Origin of the sequence: Leifsonia sp. 21MFCrub1.1, from assembly GCF_900107895.1 — a bacterium.
Classification (GTDB): domain Bacteria; phylum Actinomycetota; class Actinomycetes; order Actinomycetales; family Microbacteriaceae; genus Leifsonia; species Leifsonia soli.
Map to the genome: position 1 here is coordinate 3761070 of NZ_LT629867.1, position 18020 is coordinate 3779089.

Genomic DNA, 18020 nt, shown 5'->3' on the forward strand with positions numbered 1-18020 from the left:
CCTCAGCCCACGCCCTCCAGGGCGTCCGTCTCGGTGTTGCCGATGTTCTGGATCACCTGCGGACGGCGCTTGCGCAGGTACACGAACCAGGCGACGGCGCCGACCAGCGTCAGCAGGAACAGGTACGGGATGACGTTGAGCGGGAACGCGGGCACCGGCCACACGTTCGCGAAGAACACGTAGGCCATCGCCGCGACCGCGACCACCGCGCACACCCAGACCAGCGTGTTCGGGATGCCCGCGCGGCGCGTGTAGGCGATGCACGCGATGGCGACGAGCGCGTACGCGACCATGTAGCCGTAGGTGCCGTACGTGTCGACCCAGACCACGATGTCCATCGGGTTCGCGCCGACGGCCAGCAGGATCACGTCGAGGACGATCGCCGCGGGACCGGCGACCAGCAGCACCCGGTGCGGGGTCAGGTGGCGCTCGTGCGTCCGGCCGAACCGCTCCGGCACGACGCCCTCCTTGCCCATCACGTAGATGACGCGGCCGACGACGTTGAGCGGCGCGACGACGACGGCGAAGAACGACGCCCCGACGCCGAAGGTGAGGATCGGGCCGAACCACGCCGGCATCCCGATCAGCTTCGCGATGTCCTCCAGCGGGCTGGCGCTGGTCGCAAGGTCGCCGTGGAGCACCGCGATCTGCGTGTACGCGGCGAAAACGTACAGGACGCCGACCACGACGGCGCTCCACATGATGGCGCGCGGGATGGCGGTGTACGGGTTCTTCGCCTCGCGGCCCAGGGCGTCCGCCGACGAGAATCCGACGAAGCCGAGGATGCCGAGCACCATGCCGGCGGCGATGCCCTGGAACGGCGCGCCGGTGGCGAACACCTGCGCCGGGTCCCACGCCGCCGGGCCGGCCCAGACCAGCGCGGCGATGAGCAGGATGGTGATGATCGTCACCGAGATCAGCTCCAGCACCAGGGAGACCCGGGCCGACAGCCGGATGCCGCGGATGGTGAACAGCGTCGCCAGGCCGCCCAGGACGACGGCGAGGCCGATGTACCAGCCGACGCCGCCCGCCGGTACGCCGAGCAGCACCAGGAACTGGTTGAAGTACGAGACCGCGCCGCCGAGCGAGCCGGCGGCGATTCCCCAGCAGCCGATGACGAGCGTCACGCCGGCGAGGTAGGCGCCGGTCGGCCCGAGGCCTTTCGCCACGTACGTGTACAGCGAACCCGCCGAGGCGTGCTTGCGGGCGAACACGACGACGCAGTAGCCGACGCAGAGGATGACGATGGTGGCGAGGACGAACGAGTAGATCGTCCCGTTGCCGGCGCCGACGAAGATCGACATCGCCGTGAACGCGATGACGGCGCTCGGAGCGATGTTCGCGATCGCCTGGGCGGCCAGCTCGGGGCCGCTCATCACGCCGCGACGGAGTCCGGCGTCGGTGGGGCTGCTCGCCCGGGTTTCAGTGGTTGACATGGCTCTCCAGTGAGTCGTCGGGGTTCGGGGGCTAGGGGATGAGGAGGGTGCGGAGCACGGAGCCGGCCTCGAGGTCGTCGAAGGCTTCCGCCGCCTCGGCGAGGGGACGCCTGCCCGAGATCAGCGGGTCGAGCAGCAGCTGGCCGTCCATGTAGCGGTCGACCAGGGCGGGGATGTCGATGGACGGGCGCACGGAGCCGTAGTTGGAGCCGAGGATGCGCTGGTCGGCCTCCGCCAGCACCAGCGGCTCGAACGACGCCTTCGCGCCCGTTGGCGGCAGGCCGACGATCACCGCGGCGCCGCCGAGGCCCAGCATGCGGATGGCCTGCTCGGTCGTGGAGGTGCGGCCGATCGCGTCGAACGCGTAGTCGACGCCGTCGGGGATGAGTTCGAACAGCTGCTCGACGGCGTCGGCGCGGGAGGCGTCGATGCGGTCGGTGGCGCCGAACTGGAGGGCCATCTGGGTCTTGTCAGGAAGGACGTCGATCGCGACGATCCGCTCGGCTCCGGCGAGGCGCGCGCCCTGGACGACGTTGAGGCCGACCCCGCCGCAGCCGATCACCGCGACCGTCGAGCCCGGCTCGACCGCTGCCGTGTTCAGCACGGCGCCGACACCGGTCGCGACCGCGCAGCCGACGACCGCGATGACGTCGAGCGGGGCGTCGTCGCGCACCTTGACGGCTCCGGACGCCGGCACGACCACCTCCTCGGCGAACGAGGAGACGCCGAGGTAGTGGTGGATGGTCTCGCCGTCGCGGGACAGCCGCGAGGTGCCGTCGAACAGCACGCCCTTCGGGGCGACGATGGTCGCCACCTTCTGGCAGCGCGCCTCGTGGCCGGAACGGCAGTACCGGCAGTCGCCGCACGGCGGCACCCAGCTGAGGACGACGTGGTCGCCGACGGCGAGGGAGGTGACGCCGTCGCCGAGCTCGGTGACGACGCCGGAGCCCTCGTGGCCCATCACCAGCGGCGCCGGGGCATCCCATTCGCCGCGCTTCACGTGCAGGTCCGAGTGGCACACGCCGGCCGCGGCGATGCGCACGCGCACCTCCCCCGGGCCGGGCGCCGCCAGCTCCACCTCGGTGAACTGGATGGGCTCGGACGGTTCCGTGAAGACGACGGCCTGCATGGGTACTCCTTCGTGTGCGGGTCTCGCTCGATGCTAGGAACCGCCGACTGCCGGTGTCATCCAGAGAAAGTGTGGAACCGCGGCGCTGCTTCGACATTCCGTACACTGAGGCCATGAGCCGCGACATCGCCTCCGTCGCCCGCTCCCTCCCGGGCCGGCTGATCGAGGGGCGCCTCGACGCGGGGACGCGGGTGGATGCGGTGGTCGGGCTCGACGACTTCTCGGTGGTCGGCCATCCCGCGTTCGCCACGCTCGTCGTGGCTCCGGCCCGCGCGGCGGCGACGGCCCTCACCGCGGGCGACGAGCGCGCCGAGGCCCTCCGCAGCGCCGTCGTCGTCAGTCACGGCGCGGACCCGGCCCTCCTCCGCGCCCTCGCCCGGACCGGCACGACGGCGATCGTGGCGACGGCCGTCTCCGACGCGCTGCTCGTCCCCACCCTCACCGCGCTGCTGGCCGTCGACCAGGCCGCCGAGGACCGGGCGGTCACGAGCGCCATGAAAGTGCTGACCCTGGCCGCGCGGCGCGGCGGCGTCTCCGGCGTCGTCGCCGAGCTCGCCCATCGCATCGACGGCTGGGCGGTGCTCCTCGACCGGCACGGTCAGGTCATCACGAGCGCGGGAGCAGGCGGTCTGCACGTGCAGGATGCGATGGCCGTCGCGCTCTCCCGGCCGGTGCGCGTGCGGCATCGGGCGCTGCAGGTGCACACGGTCGGTTCCGGCGAAGACCTCTCGGCCCGCCTGGTCGTCAGCCCGCGGACGGAGTCGTCCAGCCGCGCCCGCGAGCTGGGGTCGCAGGCGGCCGCGCTGCTCGACCTGGTGCTCCGGACCGACGATCCGACGCGCACCGAACGCCTGGGGCGGGCAGTCATGATCGACGCGCTGCTCGCCGGCGGCCCCGCCGCCGTCTCCCTGCTGCGTCAGTGGGGCGTGCACGAGAGCTCGCTCACCGCGTTCGCGCTCACCGCGCGGTCGGCCTCCGTCGAGGTGGAGCGGCTGGTGTCGCACTGGCTCGACGAGCTGGGCGCCGCCCACATCCACACCGAGAGCCACGGCGTGGTGACCGGGTTCCTCCGCGACGACCATGTGGATGCGGTGGCCGCCCGGGTGGAGGCCTACTCGTCGGCGATGTTCCTCGGTGTCGGAACGCCGGCTCCGACCGATGCTCTCGCCGGCAGTGCCGCCGAAGCCCGGCACGCGGTCGAGTCGGCGCGGGCCGAAGGGCGGCGCGTCGTGCGCTACCGCGCCATCCCGACCATCTCCCTCGTCCTCGACCGGCTCGACGACGACGACGCCCGGCGCATCGCGCGGCTGCTCGATCCGTTACGGGATGCCGCGGGTCGCCACGGACAGCTGACCGAGACCCTGCGGGTCTTCCTCGCCGAGAACGGCGCGTGGGGCGCGACCGCGGAGCGCCTCGGGGTGCACCGGCAGACCCTGACGGCACGCATCCATCGCATCGAGGCTCTGCTCGGGCTCTCGCTCGCCGACGCGGACGACCGCACGGCGGCGTGGCTGGCCCTCCGCGCCCTGCACGCGTGAGTCGCCCTCACGAGTCGCGGTCGCGCGTCGCCGCGAGGTGAGGTCGGAAGGTGCCCGCCGCCGCCTACCCCCAGGCGTCGGATGCGGCGGGCACCGTCCCTTATCCCGCACGTCGTGGAGTACCCCTTCTCATCACTCGTGCGGGATCGTGAGGCCCAGCCGCGAGCAGAGCTCGCTGAGGGCCTGGTCGGAGGGGAACACGGCCAGTCGCCCGTCGGGCAGCTGGCAGGTCTCCAGGTGGGGCACCGGGAGGTCCGCCGTGCTGGAGGACCCTTCCGGTGAGAACGTGCCGATCCGCCAGGTGGCCGCGCACATCTCCTCTGCGAGGCGGATGCGCTGGTCGAGGGCGTTCGGCGTCTTCTCGTCGAGGTCCGCCGTCGCCATGACGGTCGTGCCGTGCCGGGACCCGAGGTCGGCGGCCGCGTAGCAGTCGGTGACGTTGTTGACCTGACCCTGGGCTGCGCGGGCGATGGCGATCGCCCCGGCGGTCGTTCCGGCGACGATTGCCCCCGCCACTCCGATGGCGATGATGCGGTGCGTCCGGGTCCGGCGGCGGTCGTCGATGGCGATGGTCTCGAACAGATTCGCCTTGATCTGCTCGAACCGCTCGTCGGTGGGCAGGAGCTCGTGAGCGGTCATGGCATCCCCCTGAGGGTGCGGAGTTCGTTCCGGAGGCGACCGCGGAGCCGCGAGAGGCGGTTGCGGACGGCTCCCTCGCTCAGGCCCACCTGGCGGGCAGCCTCCTCATAGCTGTGATCGCCGCGGATGCACAGCTCGAACACGGCGCGGTCGGGCTCGGTGAGCGCGGCGACCACGGAGTCGACGTAGGCCAGGAGCTGGCCGCGTTCGGCGAGCTCCTCCGGCCCCGGGCGGACGTCGGCGAGCGAAACGTCGGCGGGGCTGTCGCTGCGCCGCTTCTCCACCACCTGGAGAGAGCGTCGGCGGTTGGCGATCAGGTTGCGGCTGGTGACGAGCAGCCAGGGAAGAGCCGACTCGCCGGCGATGGTGATCGTCGCCCGCTTCCGCCACAGGGTGACGAAGACGTCCTGGCTGATCTCCTCCACATCCTCGCGGGGTTCGAGGCGGGCGGCGGTGTAGGCGTAGACGACACGGCTGTACCGGTCGTAGAGGGCAGCGAGCGCGGCCTTGCTGCCCTCGGCGAGCCGGCGGAGGAGGTCGAGGTCCGTCGGAACGGACTCCTCCCCCGCATCCGCCGCACGCTGCGGCTCGGCCAACTCGCTCATACCCAGGAAATGTGTCCTCCCGCCGAATCCTCTCAGCGAATCCGGAATTCGGTCGCCGCGACATCGGTGGGGCAGAATGGCCGTGCCCGGCAGGGGTCCGGGTGCTGATCACTCCAGGGGGGAATCGATGAGGGGATCGTCTGTTCCGGCGCGTCGATCGATGGCGTCGGCCGTGGCCCTGACCGCGCTCTTGGTGGGGATGTCGGCCACCGCCGGGCCCGCGTCCGCCGCCGAGCCGGCCGCGCAGTCGTGCTCCTACGATCTGGGCACCCGCACCCTGGTGTGCGTCGATCCCGGCGAGGACCTGAACCGGGCCGTGCTGGAGCAGACCCACCTGCTGGTCGTCACCCCTCCGGCGCAGCCGGACGCGCTGGCCGGCGCTGCGCCCGCGGACCGGCTCCTGCCCGCGGGCGTCCGCGCCACCTTCGTGCAGAGCCAGCTCTACGACGACGCCGGATACGGCGGATCGTTCTTCCAGATCACCAACTCGAGTGCGTGCAACGGAAGCACCACCTGGTACTTCGGCCCACTGGGCTCCGTGGGATGGTCGGGCCGCGTGAGCTCGTTCAAGAGCTTCTCGGGGTGCAGCACCAAGCTGTGGCAGGGGACGGGATACACCGGAGCGTCGTACGGCTACGCCGTCAACGCGTCGTCCCTGGGCAGCATGAACGACCAGGCCAACTCGGTGACCCTCCGGTGACCTCCGGGAACCCCGCCCGTCAGTAGCGCAGCCCGTCGCCGAACCGGAACAGCGGATCGGCCGTGTCGAACGGCACGTCGGGGCGCGACTCCTCCACGGCGCGCATCGACCGCGGGAGGTCGAACGGCAGCGACCCCTGCGGGGAGAACCGTCCGGTAAGCACGTCGAGCAGCGCCTCGGCGCTCGCGCCCCAGTTGACCGTCAGCGCGGTGGCCGACCCGACGAGCGGCTCGAGGATCGCGGGCCGGTCGGCGTAGACGTCCACGATGGTGGGCGCGTGCCCGGCAAGCTCCCGCACGTGATCGACGACCTCGGCGGGGAACTCCAGCGAGCCCGAGTGGAAGAGGCTCTCGAACACCGTCGGTCGCTCCTCGAACGGCGCCTGCAGGCGCACGACGATCGCATCCGCCTGGTCGGGGGTCGCGACCACGTCGCCATAGGCCGCGACGCGTTCCGGATCGATGCCCTCCACGTAGAGACGCGGACGGCCGCGCAGCGGAAGCAGCGGCTCGCCATCGCGACCGTTGACCAGCAGGGTGATGGAGGCACGCTGCGCCCTCTCGCCCTCGGCACGGAAGACGTCCCGTCCGACGATCGCGTCGGCGGCCTCCGGGTCGACGAGGCTCGACTCGAACAGCCCCAGGTCGAACTTCTCGCGCAGGATGCGCCGCGCCGACTCGTCGATCCGCGACTCCGGGACATCGCCGGACTCGACCAGCTCGATCAGGAGCTCGGGGCAGGCCTCTCCGCCGAACTGGTCGGCGCCGGCGTCGAGGATCTTCTTCATCCGCTCACGCGGGGTCAGGTGCTCGACTCCCCAGGCCCGCGCGGGGAAGGGCTGGCCGAAGATCTCGGCATCGGTGATCAGCCCCCAGTCGGTGCACACGAGTCCGTCGAATCCGAGGCGCTCGCGGAGCAGGCCGGTGATGACGGATCGGTTGAAACCGAATCCGACCTCCTCGTAGGCCGTGCCGACCGGCATCCCGTAGTACGGCATGATCTGGCGGGTGCCGGCCTCGATCAGCGCCTTGAACGGCCGGAGGTGCAGCTCGAAGGCGTCGCCCGGGTACACCTGCTCGCGCCCGTGGGCGAAGTGCGGGTCCTCCCCGTCCTTCTGCGGGCCGCCTCCGGGGAAGTGCTTGGTCATCGTCGACACGGATCCCGCACCGAACGAGCTGCCCTGGAAGCCGCGGACGTACGCGGAGCCCAGGCGCGCGGTGAGCTCGGCGTCCTCACCGAACGTCGCGGCCTGGCGGGACCAGCGCGGTTCCGTCGCGAGGTCCACCTGCGGGTGCAGGGCCACCCGGAGGCCGACGGCCAGGTACTCCTGTCGCGCGATGTCCGCGAACCGCTCGACCGTGTCCTCGTCGCGGATCGCCGCGAGCCCCAGCGGCTCTGGCCACTGCGAGAATGGTCCGGAGAGCATGGCCGTCCCGGGGTTGTCCGTGAACGAGTGCCGCGGGTCCGTCGACAGGGTCACCGGGATGCCGAGCCGGGTGGATGCGGCCAGACGCTGCAGCGCGTTGTGCCACTCCGCGATCTCCCGGCCCGTCGGCGCGACGCCCAGCAGGTTGAAGTGCGACATGTGCCTGCGCTCGACGTACTCCACCGCGGAGGGCAGGGAGAACGTCGGGTTCGGCTCGTCGAGCGGACCCATCCCGATCATGGTGTGGAAGAAGAGCCCGGCCTTCTCTTCCAGGGTCATCTCGGCGAGCAGCAGCTCCACGCGCTCGGCGACGGGACGCTGCGCATCCAGCCAGGGCCGGCCCGCGGGTGCCTCGGCGGGGCTGGTTTCGGTGACGGTGTCGGTCATTTCACTCCCTTGATCCGGTAGACGAGCACGGCGCCGAGCAGGGCGACGACGGCGCCGAAGAGGTACCACACCGAGTAGCCGCCGATCGCGGTGGCGGAGCCGAGGGCGATGATCCCTGGCGCGATCGCGGGGGCGATCGACTGCGGGAGGGCGTTGGCGATGTTCAGCACCCCGAGGTCCTTCGCCGTGTCGTCCGGGCTCGGGAGCACCTGGGTGGCGAGCGCCAGGTCGACGGAGAAGAACGAGCCGGCCCCCAGGCCGATCACGGCCTGGGCCAGGATGACGATGGCGACGGTCGGTGCGAAGGCGAGGATGACCAGTCCGACCACCATGATGACGCCCGCCGCCGCGACGAACGGGCGGCGCTTGCCGAGCCGGTCGGAGAGGTAGCCGCCGATGGGGCTGGAGATCACCATGCCGACGGTGGATGCGAGGTTCGCCAGCAGGATGGTCGAGATGGCGCCCTGCTCGTCGAGGTGGAACTTCTCGGTCAGGTAGAACGGCAGGAACGTCGCGATGCCCGCGTAGCCGAACATGACGAAGAACTTGGTCAGCCACGTCCAGCCGAACTCGCGGTGCTTGACCGGGTTGAAGACGAACGACCCGAAGAACTGCCCGACGGTGAACCGCTGCTTCGGCTTCTCGGCGAGGCGGCGGTCCTTCAGAACCGCCACGAAGATCACGGCGAGCACGAGCGCGATGAGGCCGGGGATGAGGAAGCGCAGGAGGTCGTCGCCGATGAAGTTGATCAGGAAGCTGCCGCCGAGGATCGCGAGAGGGGTGGTGACACCGACCAGACCGGAGACCTTGCCGCGGCTGGCGGACGGCACCTGGTCGGGAAGGGTCGCGTTGGCGGCCGCCAGGACGGCGTTGAGCGACGCCTGCACGAGGCACCACCCGATGAGCACGACCCAGATGGAGCTCGCTGCGCCGATCAGCAGGAAGGCGCCGACACCGACGATGCTGCCGCCGAGGATCCACGGCCGGCGCATCCCGTACCGGGAGGTGGTGCGGTCGGAGAGCCGGCCGGCGAGGGGGTTCGCCACCAGGGCGAACAGGGCGCCGACGCCGAGGATGAGTCCGAGCTGGGCCGTCGCCTCCTCGGTGGATGCGCTGAGGTGCTGCACCTTGAAGGCCATCGACACGAGCACGGGGGTGAGGAGCGCCAGGAGGACGCCGAAGTTCACGGCCGAGAGCGCCGGCGTGTAGCCGCGGGGTGTGCGCGCCGGGGTGGAGCCGGGCGTCTTGATACCGGTGGTCCCGGTTGCCGCCGCTGTCGCGGCGGGAGACAGCTCTGTCATTTCTCGAGTCCTTTCGTACCGTCGGCTTTGACGATGGCGGCCAGCATACACACAAAAGCGACCATGTGGTAACTGAAATCCGACGCTACGGTAACCTGACTACGATGATGAGGTCGGGGAGGTGCACGTGACGTCGGTGATCGATGGGTCCCGGTTCGCCCGCGCCGCGGCGACCCGTCAGGCGATCCTCGACGCCGCCACCGAGCTGTTCTGCCGCAACGGCTACCGGTTCGTCTCACTGCGCGACATCGCCGCCGAGGCCGGCATCACCCATCCCGCGCTGCTGAAGCACTTCGCCGGAAAAGAGGAGCTGCTCGGCCAGGTCGCGCGACGGCTCGACGTCGCGTCCGCCGCGACGAGCACGCCCCTCGACGCGCTGCCCTTTGCCGCGGCCGCCCGGCGGCAGGATGCGGTCCCGGGCTTCGTGCCGCTCTTCGCGGCGCTGACGGGCGAGGCGTCCGCCGCCTCCCATCCCCTCCATGCATGGATGCGCGAGCGCGCCGCCGAGCTCCGGTCCGGCCGAGCGGACGCCATCGCCGCGGGAGCCCGGCGCGGGCTCGTCGCCGCCGACCGCTCCGCCGACGACGAGGCGCTGCGACTGACCGCCGCCTGGGACGGTCTGCGGATGCTGCGGCAGTACCTTCCCGACCGCGTCGACATCGCCGCCACCCTGGAGCGCCATCAGGAGCTGATCGCGCATCCACGCGGCTGGGTCCCGCCCGGCACGCCCTCGGCGACGGAACCGTCGCCGCCCGCACCGAAGCTGCCCCCGATCGCGGAGGAACCCTCCGGCCCGGACGCCGGCTACCGGACCGGGCGCGAGCGCCGCGCGAAGATCGTCGACGGGGCGACGGCCCTGTTCGCGCGCGAGGGCTACGGCGACACCAGCCTCCTCGACATCGCCACACGCGTCGGCGTCTCGAAGTCGGCGCTGTACCACCACTTCCCGTCGAAGGACGCCCTGCTGCACGAGGTCATGCGCGAGCGGGACCGCCGTATCGACGACCGCGGCACGACGGACCCCGACGCCTCGGCGGCCGACGTGCTCCGCAGCTTCGCCGACGGCGCCGCCGCCAACGAGGCCGAGCAGCCGGGACTGATCGAGCTCTACGCGGTCATCTCGTCCGAGGCGACACCGCGCAGCCACGACGCCCACGCCTATTTCGAGCACCGCTTCACCGTCGCCCTCGACGGCTTCGCCACCCTGCTCCGCGCCGCCGCGAAGGACGGCGCCCTCCCCGCGCACCGCGACCCGGAGCACGAAGCACTGTGGCTGCTGGCCCTGTGGGACGGCCTGCAGTACCAGTGGCTCTACGACCACGCGAGCGTCGACGTCGCCGCGCAGCTGCGCGCCCACCTCGCGGACATCCTTCCCGGCGGGCGAGCCTGACCGGTTCCCGGCAGTCCTCCAGCGATGCGGAAAGGGCCGGATCGATGTCTCGATCCGGCCCTTTCTCGTCCGTGCGCGAGGGGGGACTTGAACCCCCACGCCCTTGCGGGCACTGGCACCTGAAGCCAGCGCGTCTGCCAATTCCGCCACTCGCGCGAACCCAGGAACTCTAACACGATGCCGCGATCCTTCACGAATCCGCGCGTGCTCCGCAGGGCGTATCTTCACCGGATAGCCAGTCCCTTTTCCAGGGTTCCGACTAACATGCATGTAGTCATCGAGCCGGAAGCGGGAGACTGTGGGCATTCTGGACAACTTCGAGCGGGGGCTCGAGCGCGCCGTCAACGGCGCGTTCGCGAAGACCTTCCGCTCCGGGCTGCAGCCGGTCGAGCTCACCAGCGCGCTCCGCAAGGAACTCGACACGAAGGCCGCCGTCGTCGCGCGCGACCGCGTGCTGGCCCCGAACAGCTTCGTGCTGCGGATGTCGACGGCCGACTACGCGCGGATGCGGTCGATGGGCGCCGCCCTCACCGACGAGCTCATCGACTTCGTGCAGAAGCACGCCGCGAGCCAGCACTACGCGTTCGCCGGCGGCATCTCGATCGACCTCGCCGAGGATCCGGAGCTCTCCGTCGGGATGCTCCAGGTCGAGTCCGAGAACGTGAAGGGCGATGTCGCCTGGACCCCGGTGCTCGACATCAACGGAACGCACTACCCGCTCACACACTCCCGCACCGTGGTCGGTCGCGGCGCGGACGCCGACATCACCGTCGACGACACCGGAATCTCCCGCCGTCACGTGATGATCACCTGGGACGGCCACCGCGCGCAGGTCGAGGACCTCGGATCGACCAACGGCACCAAGCTGAACGGCGAGCCGCTTCGCAAGGCGATCCTGGAGCCGGAGTCCGTCGTGACCCTCGGCCGCACCCGCATCGTGTTCCGCGTGCTCCCCCAGGCGGCGCCCGCAGCCCGCGGCCGTGCGGACGACACCACCCGGCGGCACGATGTTGGCAACTTCTGGAGCCCCTCGTGAACCCCAGCGAGCTGACCCTGCTGGTGCTGCGGTTCGGCTTCCTGCTGGTTCTCTGGCTGTTCGTCTTCGGCATCGTCTACGCCCTGCGCAGCGACATGTTCGGCCAGCGGGTCCGCAAGCTCCCGGAGTCGCCGCAGCCGGCGGCCGCATCCCCGTTCCCCGCGGCAGCCGCGGCGAGCGCGCCGGCCGCTGCGCCCGCCGGCGTCACCGAGCCCGTGATGAAGTCCGCGCCCGTCTCGTCGCTGCCGTCCGGCGCCAACCGCGCGGGCGGGCACACCAACGCGAGCGTGCAGAGCGCGCGCCGGCTCGTCATCACGTCCGGACCCCGCGCCGGCACCGAGCTCGCGCTCGGCCGCGATCCCATCACCATCGGCCGCTCCGGCGAGTCGAACCTCGTCATCCGCGACGATTACACCTCCACCCACCACGCCCGCCTGCTCCTCTGGAACGACGAGTGGATGATCCAGGATCTCGACTCCACCAACGGCACGTTCCTCGACGGCCGCCGGGTGACCGTCCCGACCCAGGTCCCGCTCGACACGCCGATCAAGATCGGCACGACCACGTTCGAGCTGCGGCGGTAGACGGGTGGCGGCGAACAAGGCGGCGGCCCTCTCCCACGTCGGGAAGATCCGCTCGAACAACCAGGACTCGGGCTATGCCGGCCGGGACCTGTTCGTCGTCGCCGACGGCATGGGCGGTCACGCCGGAGGCGACGTCGCCTCGGCCATCGCGGTCACCCGCATCCGCGAGGCCGACCGCGAGTACGCCTCGCCGGCCGAGGCCGAGTTCGCCCTGCAGTCGGCGCTGATCGCCGCCAACTCGCTCCTCGCCGAGACCGTGTTCGAGCATCCCGAGCTGACCGGGATGGGCACCACCGTGAGCGCGATGGTCCGCGTCGGCGACCAGATCGCGTTCGCGCACATCGGCGACTCCCGCATCTATCTGTTCCGCGACGGCGAGCTGAAGCAGGTCACCACTGACCACACGTTCGTGCAGCGCCTGGTCGACAGCGGCCGCATCACCGAGGAGGAGGCGATGGTCCACCCTCGCCGCTCGGTGCTGATGCGCGTGCTCGGCGACGTGGACGCGTCGCCCGAGATCGACACCTGGACGCTCGACACGCGCCCCGGCGACCGCTGGCTGATCTGCTCCGACGGCCTCAGCGGGGTGGTGAAGCACGACGACATGCTGGCGGCCCTCGCCTCCAAAGACGGCCCGAAGCAGGTGGCCGACCGCCTCCTCAAGCACAGCCTGGACGCCGGGGCCCCCGACAACGTGACGGTGGTCATCGTCGACATCGCCGACACCACCCCCGGCGAGGTGCTCAAGGAGCCGGTCACGGTCGGATCCGCCGCGGCGCCGCTGCAGTTCGGCTCCGAGCCGAAGCCGACCACCCGCGCGGCGCGCCTGCCCGGACTGCGGCTGCACCCCATCCGGCCCGCCACCGGCCCCACCCACTTCGAGCCGCAGTCCGAGGACTACCTCGACGAGCTCATCGAGGAGGATGCTCGCCGCGTCCGCCGCCGCAGACTGACCTGGATGATCGGCCTCATCCTGCTGGTCGTCGCCATCGTCCTCGCCATCGTCTTCGGCTACGAGTGGACGCAGTCCCGCTACTACGTGGGAATGTCGCCGAGCCGCCATGTGGCGATCTACCAGGGCGTCCAGCAGGGCATCGGGCCGATCAGCCTGTCGCACCTGTACGAGGAGTCCGACGTGAAGGTGGACGACCTCCCCGCGTACGACAAGCAGCAGGTCGAGCAGACCATCAACGCCGACGACCTTCCGGCGGCCAAGACGATCGTGGAGCAGCTGAGCGATGCCGGCCGAGAGTAATACGGCCGCGCGCGAGCAGGCGGCCCCGACCCGGAACGCCACCGGGCCGGTGAAGCGGCTGCGCCTGCCCGCGAAGCTCCGCAACCGCGAGCTGGTCCTCCTCCTCATCGCCTGCGCCATCAACGCTGCCGCCGTCGTGCTGGTGCAGCTGGGTGCGCTCGGGCACGTCGACCTCACGCTGGTCTACCTCGGCGCCGGGCTCTCCGCGCTCGTGCTCGGCATGCACATCGCGCTCCGGTTCGTCGCTCCGCAGGCCGACCCGTTCCTCCTCCCCATCGCGACCCTCCTCACGGGCATCGGCATCGCGGAGATCTACCGCATCGACATCCACTACAAGGACGCCGGATGGGACAGCGCGGGCGTCAAGCAGATCGCCTGGAGCGCCATCGCGATCATCTGCGCGATCCTCGTGGTGATCCTCCTCCGCAACCACCGCATCCTGCAGCGCTACACCTACCTCTTCGGATTCGCCGCGCTGGTGCTCCTGCTGCTGCCGATGCTTCCGGGCATCGGGCGCGAGATCAACGGCGCCCGGGTGTGGATCGGCATCGGCCCGTTCAGCTTCCAGCCCGGTGAGATCGCCAAGATCTGCCTCGCGATCTTCTTCGCCGGGTACCTGGTCCAGGCCCGCGACTCGCTCTCCATGGTGGGCAAGAAGTTCCTCGGGATGCGGTTCCCGCGCGCCAGGGACCTCGGCCCGATCCTCATCGTCTGGCTCATGTCGATGGCCGTCATCGTCTTCCAGCGCGACCTCGGGACCGGCCTCCTGATCTTCGGCCTGTTCCTCGTCATGCTGTACGTGGCGACGGCCCGCATCAGCTGGGTCATCCTCGGCCTCCTGCTGGTCGTCGGCGGCGCCGTCATCGCCAGCCAGGTGCTGCCGTACGTGCACGACCGGTTCGCGAACTGGCTCACGCCGTTCTCGTCCGGCCGGTACGACGCCGAGCTCGGCGGGAGCTACCAGCTGGTGCAGGGTCTGTTCGGCCTGGCGCACGGCGGCCTCATCGGCACCGGTCTCGGGCAGGGCCAGCCGTGGATCACCCCCATCTCGCAGAGCGACTACATCATCGCCAGCCTGGGCGAGGAGCTCGGTCTGGCCGGTCTGTTCGCGATCTTCGCGCTCTACCTGGTCTTCGTGGCGCGCGGCCTCCGCATCGGCTTCGCCGGCGCGGACGACTTCGGCAAGCTGCTCGCCGTCGGCCTGTCGTTCACGGTGGCGCTGCAATGCTTCATCGTCATCGGCGGCGTGACCCGTGTCATCCCGCTGACGGGACTCACGACCCCCTTCCTCGCGGCCGGCGGCTCGTCCCTCGTCGCCAACTGGATCATCGTGGCGCTGCTGCTGCGGCTGTCCGACACCGTCCGCAATCAACCCCGGCTGGTGGTGAGCTGAGATGAATCGCGAGATCAAGCGCGTCAGCACGATCGTGCTGGCGATGTTCCTGGCGCTGCTGGTGTCGACCTCGATCATCCAGGCGATCCAGACGGATGCTCTGGGCGCCGACGCGCGCAACACCCGCGCCAGGAACGACAGCTACTCTGCGCAGCGCGGCGCCATCCTCGTCGCCGGGCAGCCGATCGCGCAGTCCGTGCCGTCGAACGACGTCTACAAGTGGCAGCGCGTCTACAGCAACGGTCCGCTGTACTCCGCCGTCACCGGCTTCTTCCCGATCAACGGCGAGCCGACCGGCCTGGAGGGCGCCCTCGACTCCAAGTTGAGCGGCTCGTCGAACGCCCAGTTCTTCGAGCGCGTGAACGCCATCCTGACCGGGAAGAACCCGCAGGGCGCGACCGTCGAGACGACGATCGACCCCGTCGCGCAGCAGGCGGCGTGGGATGCGCTCGGCGACTACCAGGGCGCCGTCGTGCTGCTGCAGCCCAAGACCGGCAAGATCCTGGCGATGGTCTCCAAGCCCACCTACGATCCGAACGCCCTCGCGTCGCACGACGGCGACGCGGTCCAGTCGACCTACGACCAGCTTCTCGCCGCTCCCGGCGACCCGCTCATCAACCGGACCATCGGCGGTGACCTCAATCCGCCCGGGTCGACGTTCAAGCCGGTCATGAGCGCCTCCGCCTTCGGCACCGGTCAGTACACGAAGGACAGCCAGCTCCCCAACCCGGCCTCCCTCCAGCTCCCCGACTCGCCCACGGTCGTGAAGAACGATTCGCTGACGACCTGCGGCCCCGGTGAGACGGTGTCGATCGCAACGGCCCAGATCCTGTCGTGCAACATCCCGTTCGCCGAGCTCGGGATGCAGCTGAAGCCGGAGGTCATCAAGGAGCAGGCGGACAAGTTCGGGTTCAACCGGTCGTTCGACATCCCCATCCCGGTCGAGAAGAGCGTGTACCCGCTCTACCCCGACGCGGCCGAGCGCGCCCTGGGCTCCTTCGGGCAGAAGGACGACCGGGCGACGCCGCTGCAGATGGCGATGGTCTCCGCGGCGATCGCCAACGGCGGCACGCTCATGACCCCGAACCTCGTCGACTCCATCCGGTCGCCGGATCTGCAGACGCTGGAGAGCTTCCAGCCCAAGGAGTTCTCGCGGCCGCTGAGCCAGCAGAACGCCGACACCATCAAGCAGATGATGGTCGACGGCGTCGATCACGGCGTGGCGAGCAATGCAAGAATAGGTGGGGTTCAGGTCGGCGGTAAGACGGGTACGGCGCAGAACGGGGACAACGATCCCTACTCGCTCTGGTTCACCGGTTTCGCGCCGGCGAACGACCCGGAGTTCGCTGTGGCTGTAGTTGTCGAAAATGGCGGTGGACAGGGTCAGAGCGGCACGGGTAACTCCATCGCCGCTCCGATCGCGAGGAAAGTACTAGAGGCGGTGCTGAATAAATGAGACCCACAGCAGGGCTCACCTTCGGGGGACGTTACGAGCTGCAGTCGCGGATCGCGATCGGCGGGATGGGCGAGGTGTGGCAGGCCACCGACCTCGTCATCGGCCGGACCGTCGCCATCAAGATCCTGAAGGACGAGTACCTCGGCGACCCGGGCTTCCTCGAGCGCTTCCGCGCAGAGGCCCGCCACGCCGCCCTCGTGAACCACGAGGGCATCGCCAACGTCTACGACTACGGCGAGGAGGAGGGCAGCGCCTTCCTCGTGATGGAGCTCGTCCCCGGTGAGGCGCTCTCGAGCATCCTGGAGCGGGAGCACGTCCTCAGCACCGACCGGACGCTCGACATCGTCGCGCAGACCGCGGCAGCTCTGCACGCAGCTCACGCCGCCGGTCTCGTCCACCGCGACATCAAGCCGGGCAACCTCCTCATCACGCCCGACGGCCGCGTCAAGATCACCGACTTCGGCATCGCGCGCATCGCCGACCAGGTGCCGCTCACCGCCACCGGCCAGGTCATGGGCACGGTGCAGTACCTCTCGCCGGAGCAGGCGTCCGGTCACCCGGCCTCCCCGACGACCGACATCTACTCCCTCGGCATCGTCGCCTACGAGTGCCTGGCCGGCCGCCGGCCGTTCACGGGCGAGTCGCAGGTCGCCATCGCCATGGCGCAGATCAACGAGGCGCCGCCGGAGCTTCCGGCGACCGTCGCAGAGCCGGTGCGCAACCTCGTCTTCGCGTGCATCGCCAAGAACCCGGCCGACCGCCCCGCCTCCGCCGCCCACCTGGCCCGCGCCGCGCAGGCGCTCCGCCGTGGGGACGTGCGCGCTGCGGCGCAGTCGGTGCCCGCCATCCTCGGCGGCGCCGCCCTGGCCGACGCCTCGACCGTCCTCATGCAGCCGCCGGCCGCTCCGACCGCGGCCACCACCGTCCTCCCCGCGACGGCCGTCGCGCCGGTCGTGGACGAGGAGGCCGCCGCCCCCGTGGAGGAGCGCAAGCGCAGCCGGTGGACGTGGCCGCTGATCGCCCTCATCGCACTGCTCGCCCTCGTGCTGATCGGCACGATCATCACACTGGTGGTCGCCCCGAAGCCGGCTCCGTCGAACACGCCGTCGAACACCCCGACGCAGACCCAGCCGACGACCCCGAAGCCCACTCCGACACCGACCAGCAACACGGTCCAGATCACCGAGAGCGACTTCCTGGGTCTCACCGCCGACCAGGCCCGCGACAAGCTGCAGGGGCTCGGCATGGTCGCCGACGTCTCGCAGGGCAACGCGGCGACCACCAACGACCAGGCCAACAAGGTCTACTCGGTCAACCCGACCGGCCCTGTGCCGAAGGGCTCGACGGTCTCGGTGAAGGTGTACGGCCCGGTCGCCCCCATCCCGACGCCGACGGACACCGTCTCGGCCACCCCGCCGTCCGGTCAGGGCACCCCGAACTCGCAGATCACGGTGAACTTCGGCTCCGCCACCTGCCCGGCCGGGCAGAACCTCGTCGGCCGCCGCCTCTACATCAACGGGCAGCCGCAGACGCCGGTCAACGACACCAAGATGGTCTGGTCGCCGAGCGCGGCAGCCACCTACCAGCTCACGTACACGATCTTCTGCGGAGAGTCTGTGGAGTCGAGCCAGTCGCCGGCCACCTCGTACGAGGTCGTCTCCGCGCCGCCGACATCCGGCACCGGCGGAGGCGGGGGCACCGGAGGAACCGGCAACAAATAGTCGCTTCGAAACGCTCGGGGAGTT

Annotated in this window: 15 protein-coding genes and 1 tRNA gene; 9 read left to right on the forward strand and 7 right to left on the reverse strand. The window is 70.5% G+C overall.

The features are described 5' to 3' along the window. Positions 1 to 2 precede the first annotated feature (2 nt). Positions 3 to 1436: an APC family permease gene (locus tag BLW09_RS17805; protein WP_089915935.1), complete on the reverse strand. Its 1434-nt coding sequence runs from the start codon at positions 1434 to 1436 to the stop codon at positions 3 to 5. Between the two features lie 31 nt (positions 1437 to 1467). Further along, on the reverse strand, positions 1468 to 2565 hold the full coding sequence (locus BLW09_RS17810; RefSeq protein ID WP_089915938.1) for an alcohol dehydrogenase catalytic domain-containing protein: 1098 nt from the start codon (positions 2563 to 2565) through the stop codon (positions 1468 to 1470). Positions 2566 to 2678: 113 nt separating this feature from the next. On the opposite strand from BLW09_RS17810, the gene BLW09_RS17815 reads away from it, so the two are divergent. Next, on the forward strand, positions 2679 to 4103 hold the full coding sequence (locus tag BLW09_RS17815) for a PucR family transcriptional regulator (RefSeq protein WP_089915940.1): 1425 nt from the start codon (positions 2679 to 2681) through the stop codon (positions 4101 to 4103). 132 nt (positions 4104 to 4235) lie between these two features. On the opposite strand, the gene BLW09_RS17820 is transcribed toward BLW09_RS17815, so the two are convergent. Further along, positions 4236 to 4742, reverse strand: a complete 507-nt coding sequence (locus tag BLW09_RS17820) for a hypothetical protein (protein ID WP_089915943.1) — start codon at positions 4740 to 4742, stop codon at positions 4236 to 4238. Next, positions 4739 to 5347: an RNA polymerase sigma factor gene (locus tag BLW09_RS17825; protein WP_089915946.1), complete on the reverse strand. Its 609-nt coding sequence runs from the start codon at positions 5345 to 5347 to the stop codon at positions 4739 to 4741. The genes BLW09_RS17820 and BLW09_RS17825 overlap by 4 nt, the downstream gene beginning before the upstream one ends. 160 nt (positions 5348 to 5507) lie before the next feature. On the opposite strand from BLW09_RS17825, the gene BLW09_RS17830 reads away from it, so the two are divergent. Then, complete coding sequence (locus BLW09_RS17830; RefSeq protein ID WP_231946939.1) at positions 5508 to 6047, forward strand: hypothetical protein; 540 nt, start codon at positions 5508 to 5510, stop codon at positions 6045 to 6047. A 19-nt stretch (positions 6048 to 6066) separates the two neighbouring features. Here BLW09_RS17830 and BLW09_RS17835 read toward each other — a convergent pair whose 3' ends face one another. Then, positions 6067 to 7860: a glycoside hydrolase family 3 protein gene (locus tag BLW09_RS17835; protein WP_089915950.1), complete on the reverse strand. Its 1794-nt coding sequence runs from the start codon at positions 7858 to 7860 to the stop codon at positions 6067 to 6069. Then, positions 7857 to 9161 (reverse strand): MFS transporter, encoded by a 1305-nt coding sequence (locus BLW09_RS17840; RefSeq protein WP_089915952.1) that lies wholly within the window; start codon positions 9159 to 9161, stop codon positions 7857 to 7859. The genes BLW09_RS17835 and BLW09_RS17840 overlap by 4 nt, the downstream gene beginning before the upstream one ends. A 121-nt stretch (positions 9162 to 9282) precedes the next feature. Between BLW09_RS17840 and BLW09_RS17845 the strand changes: the two genes are divergently transcribed. Continuing rightward, the gene (locus BLW09_RS17845) at positions 9283 to 10551 is read left to right on the forward strand and encodes a TetR/AcrR family transcriptional regulator (RefSeq protein WP_089915955.1); all 1269 of its coding nucleotides are present in this window, start codon (positions 9283 to 9285) and stop codon (positions 10549 to 10551) included. A 72-nt stretch (positions 10552 to 10623) separates the two neighbouring features. Here the strand turns inward: BLW09_RS17845 and BLW09_RS17850 are convergent. After that, a tRNA-Leu gene (locus BLW09_RS17850) sits at positions 10624 to 10707 on the reverse strand. A 142-nt stretch (positions 10708 to 10849) separates the two neighbouring features. Here BLW09_RS17850 and BLW09_RS17855 point away from each other — a divergent pair. From BLW09_RS17855 to BLW09_RS17880, 6 genes are read left to right on the forward strand one after another with little or no spacing between them, the layout of a single operon-like run. Beyond that, positions 10850 to 11587 carry an FhaA domain-containing protein gene (locus BLW09_RS17855; protein ID WP_089915958.1) on the forward strand — a complete coding sequence of 246 codons (738 nt, stop codon included), beginning with the start codon at positions 10850 to 10852 and terminating at the stop codon, positions 11585 to 11587. Further along, complete coding sequence (locus tag BLW09_RS17860; RefSeq protein WP_089915961.1) at positions 11584 to 12171, forward strand: FHA domain-containing protein FhaB/FipA; 588 nt, start codon at positions 11584 to 11586, stop codon at positions 12169 to 12171. The genes BLW09_RS17855 and BLW09_RS17860 overlap by 4 nt, the downstream gene beginning before the upstream one ends. Before the next feature lie 4 nt (positions 12172 to 12175). Next, positions 12176 to 13426, forward strand: coding sequence for a PP2C family protein-serine/threonine phosphatase (locus BLW09_RS17865; protein ID WP_089915963.1), 1251 nt, complete (start codon positions 12176 to 12178; stop codon positions 13424 to 13426). After that, positions 13410 to 14819: an FtsW/RodA/SpoVE family cell cycle protein gene (locus tag BLW09_RS17870; protein WP_089915966.1), complete on the forward strand. Its 1410-nt coding sequence runs from the start codon at positions 13410 to 13412 to the stop codon at positions 14817 to 14819. The genes BLW09_RS17865 and BLW09_RS17870 overlap by 17 nt, the downstream gene beginning before the upstream one ends. Position 14820: 1 nt before the next feature. Next, positions 14821 to 16275: a peptidoglycan D,D-transpeptidase FtsI family protein gene (locus BLW09_RS17875; protein WP_089915969.1), complete on the forward strand. Its 1455-nt coding sequence runs from the start codon at positions 14821 to 14823 to the stop codon at positions 16273 to 16275. After that, positions 16272 to 17996, forward strand: a complete 1725-nt coding sequence (locus BLW09_RS17880) for a serine/threonine-protein kinase (RefSeq protein WP_089915971.1) — start codon at positions 16272 to 16274, stop codon at positions 17994 to 17996. Before BLW09_RS17875 ends, BLW09_RS17880 begins: the two co-directional genes overlap by 4 nt. The last annotated feature ends 24 nt before the right edge of the window (positions 17997 to 18020 follow it).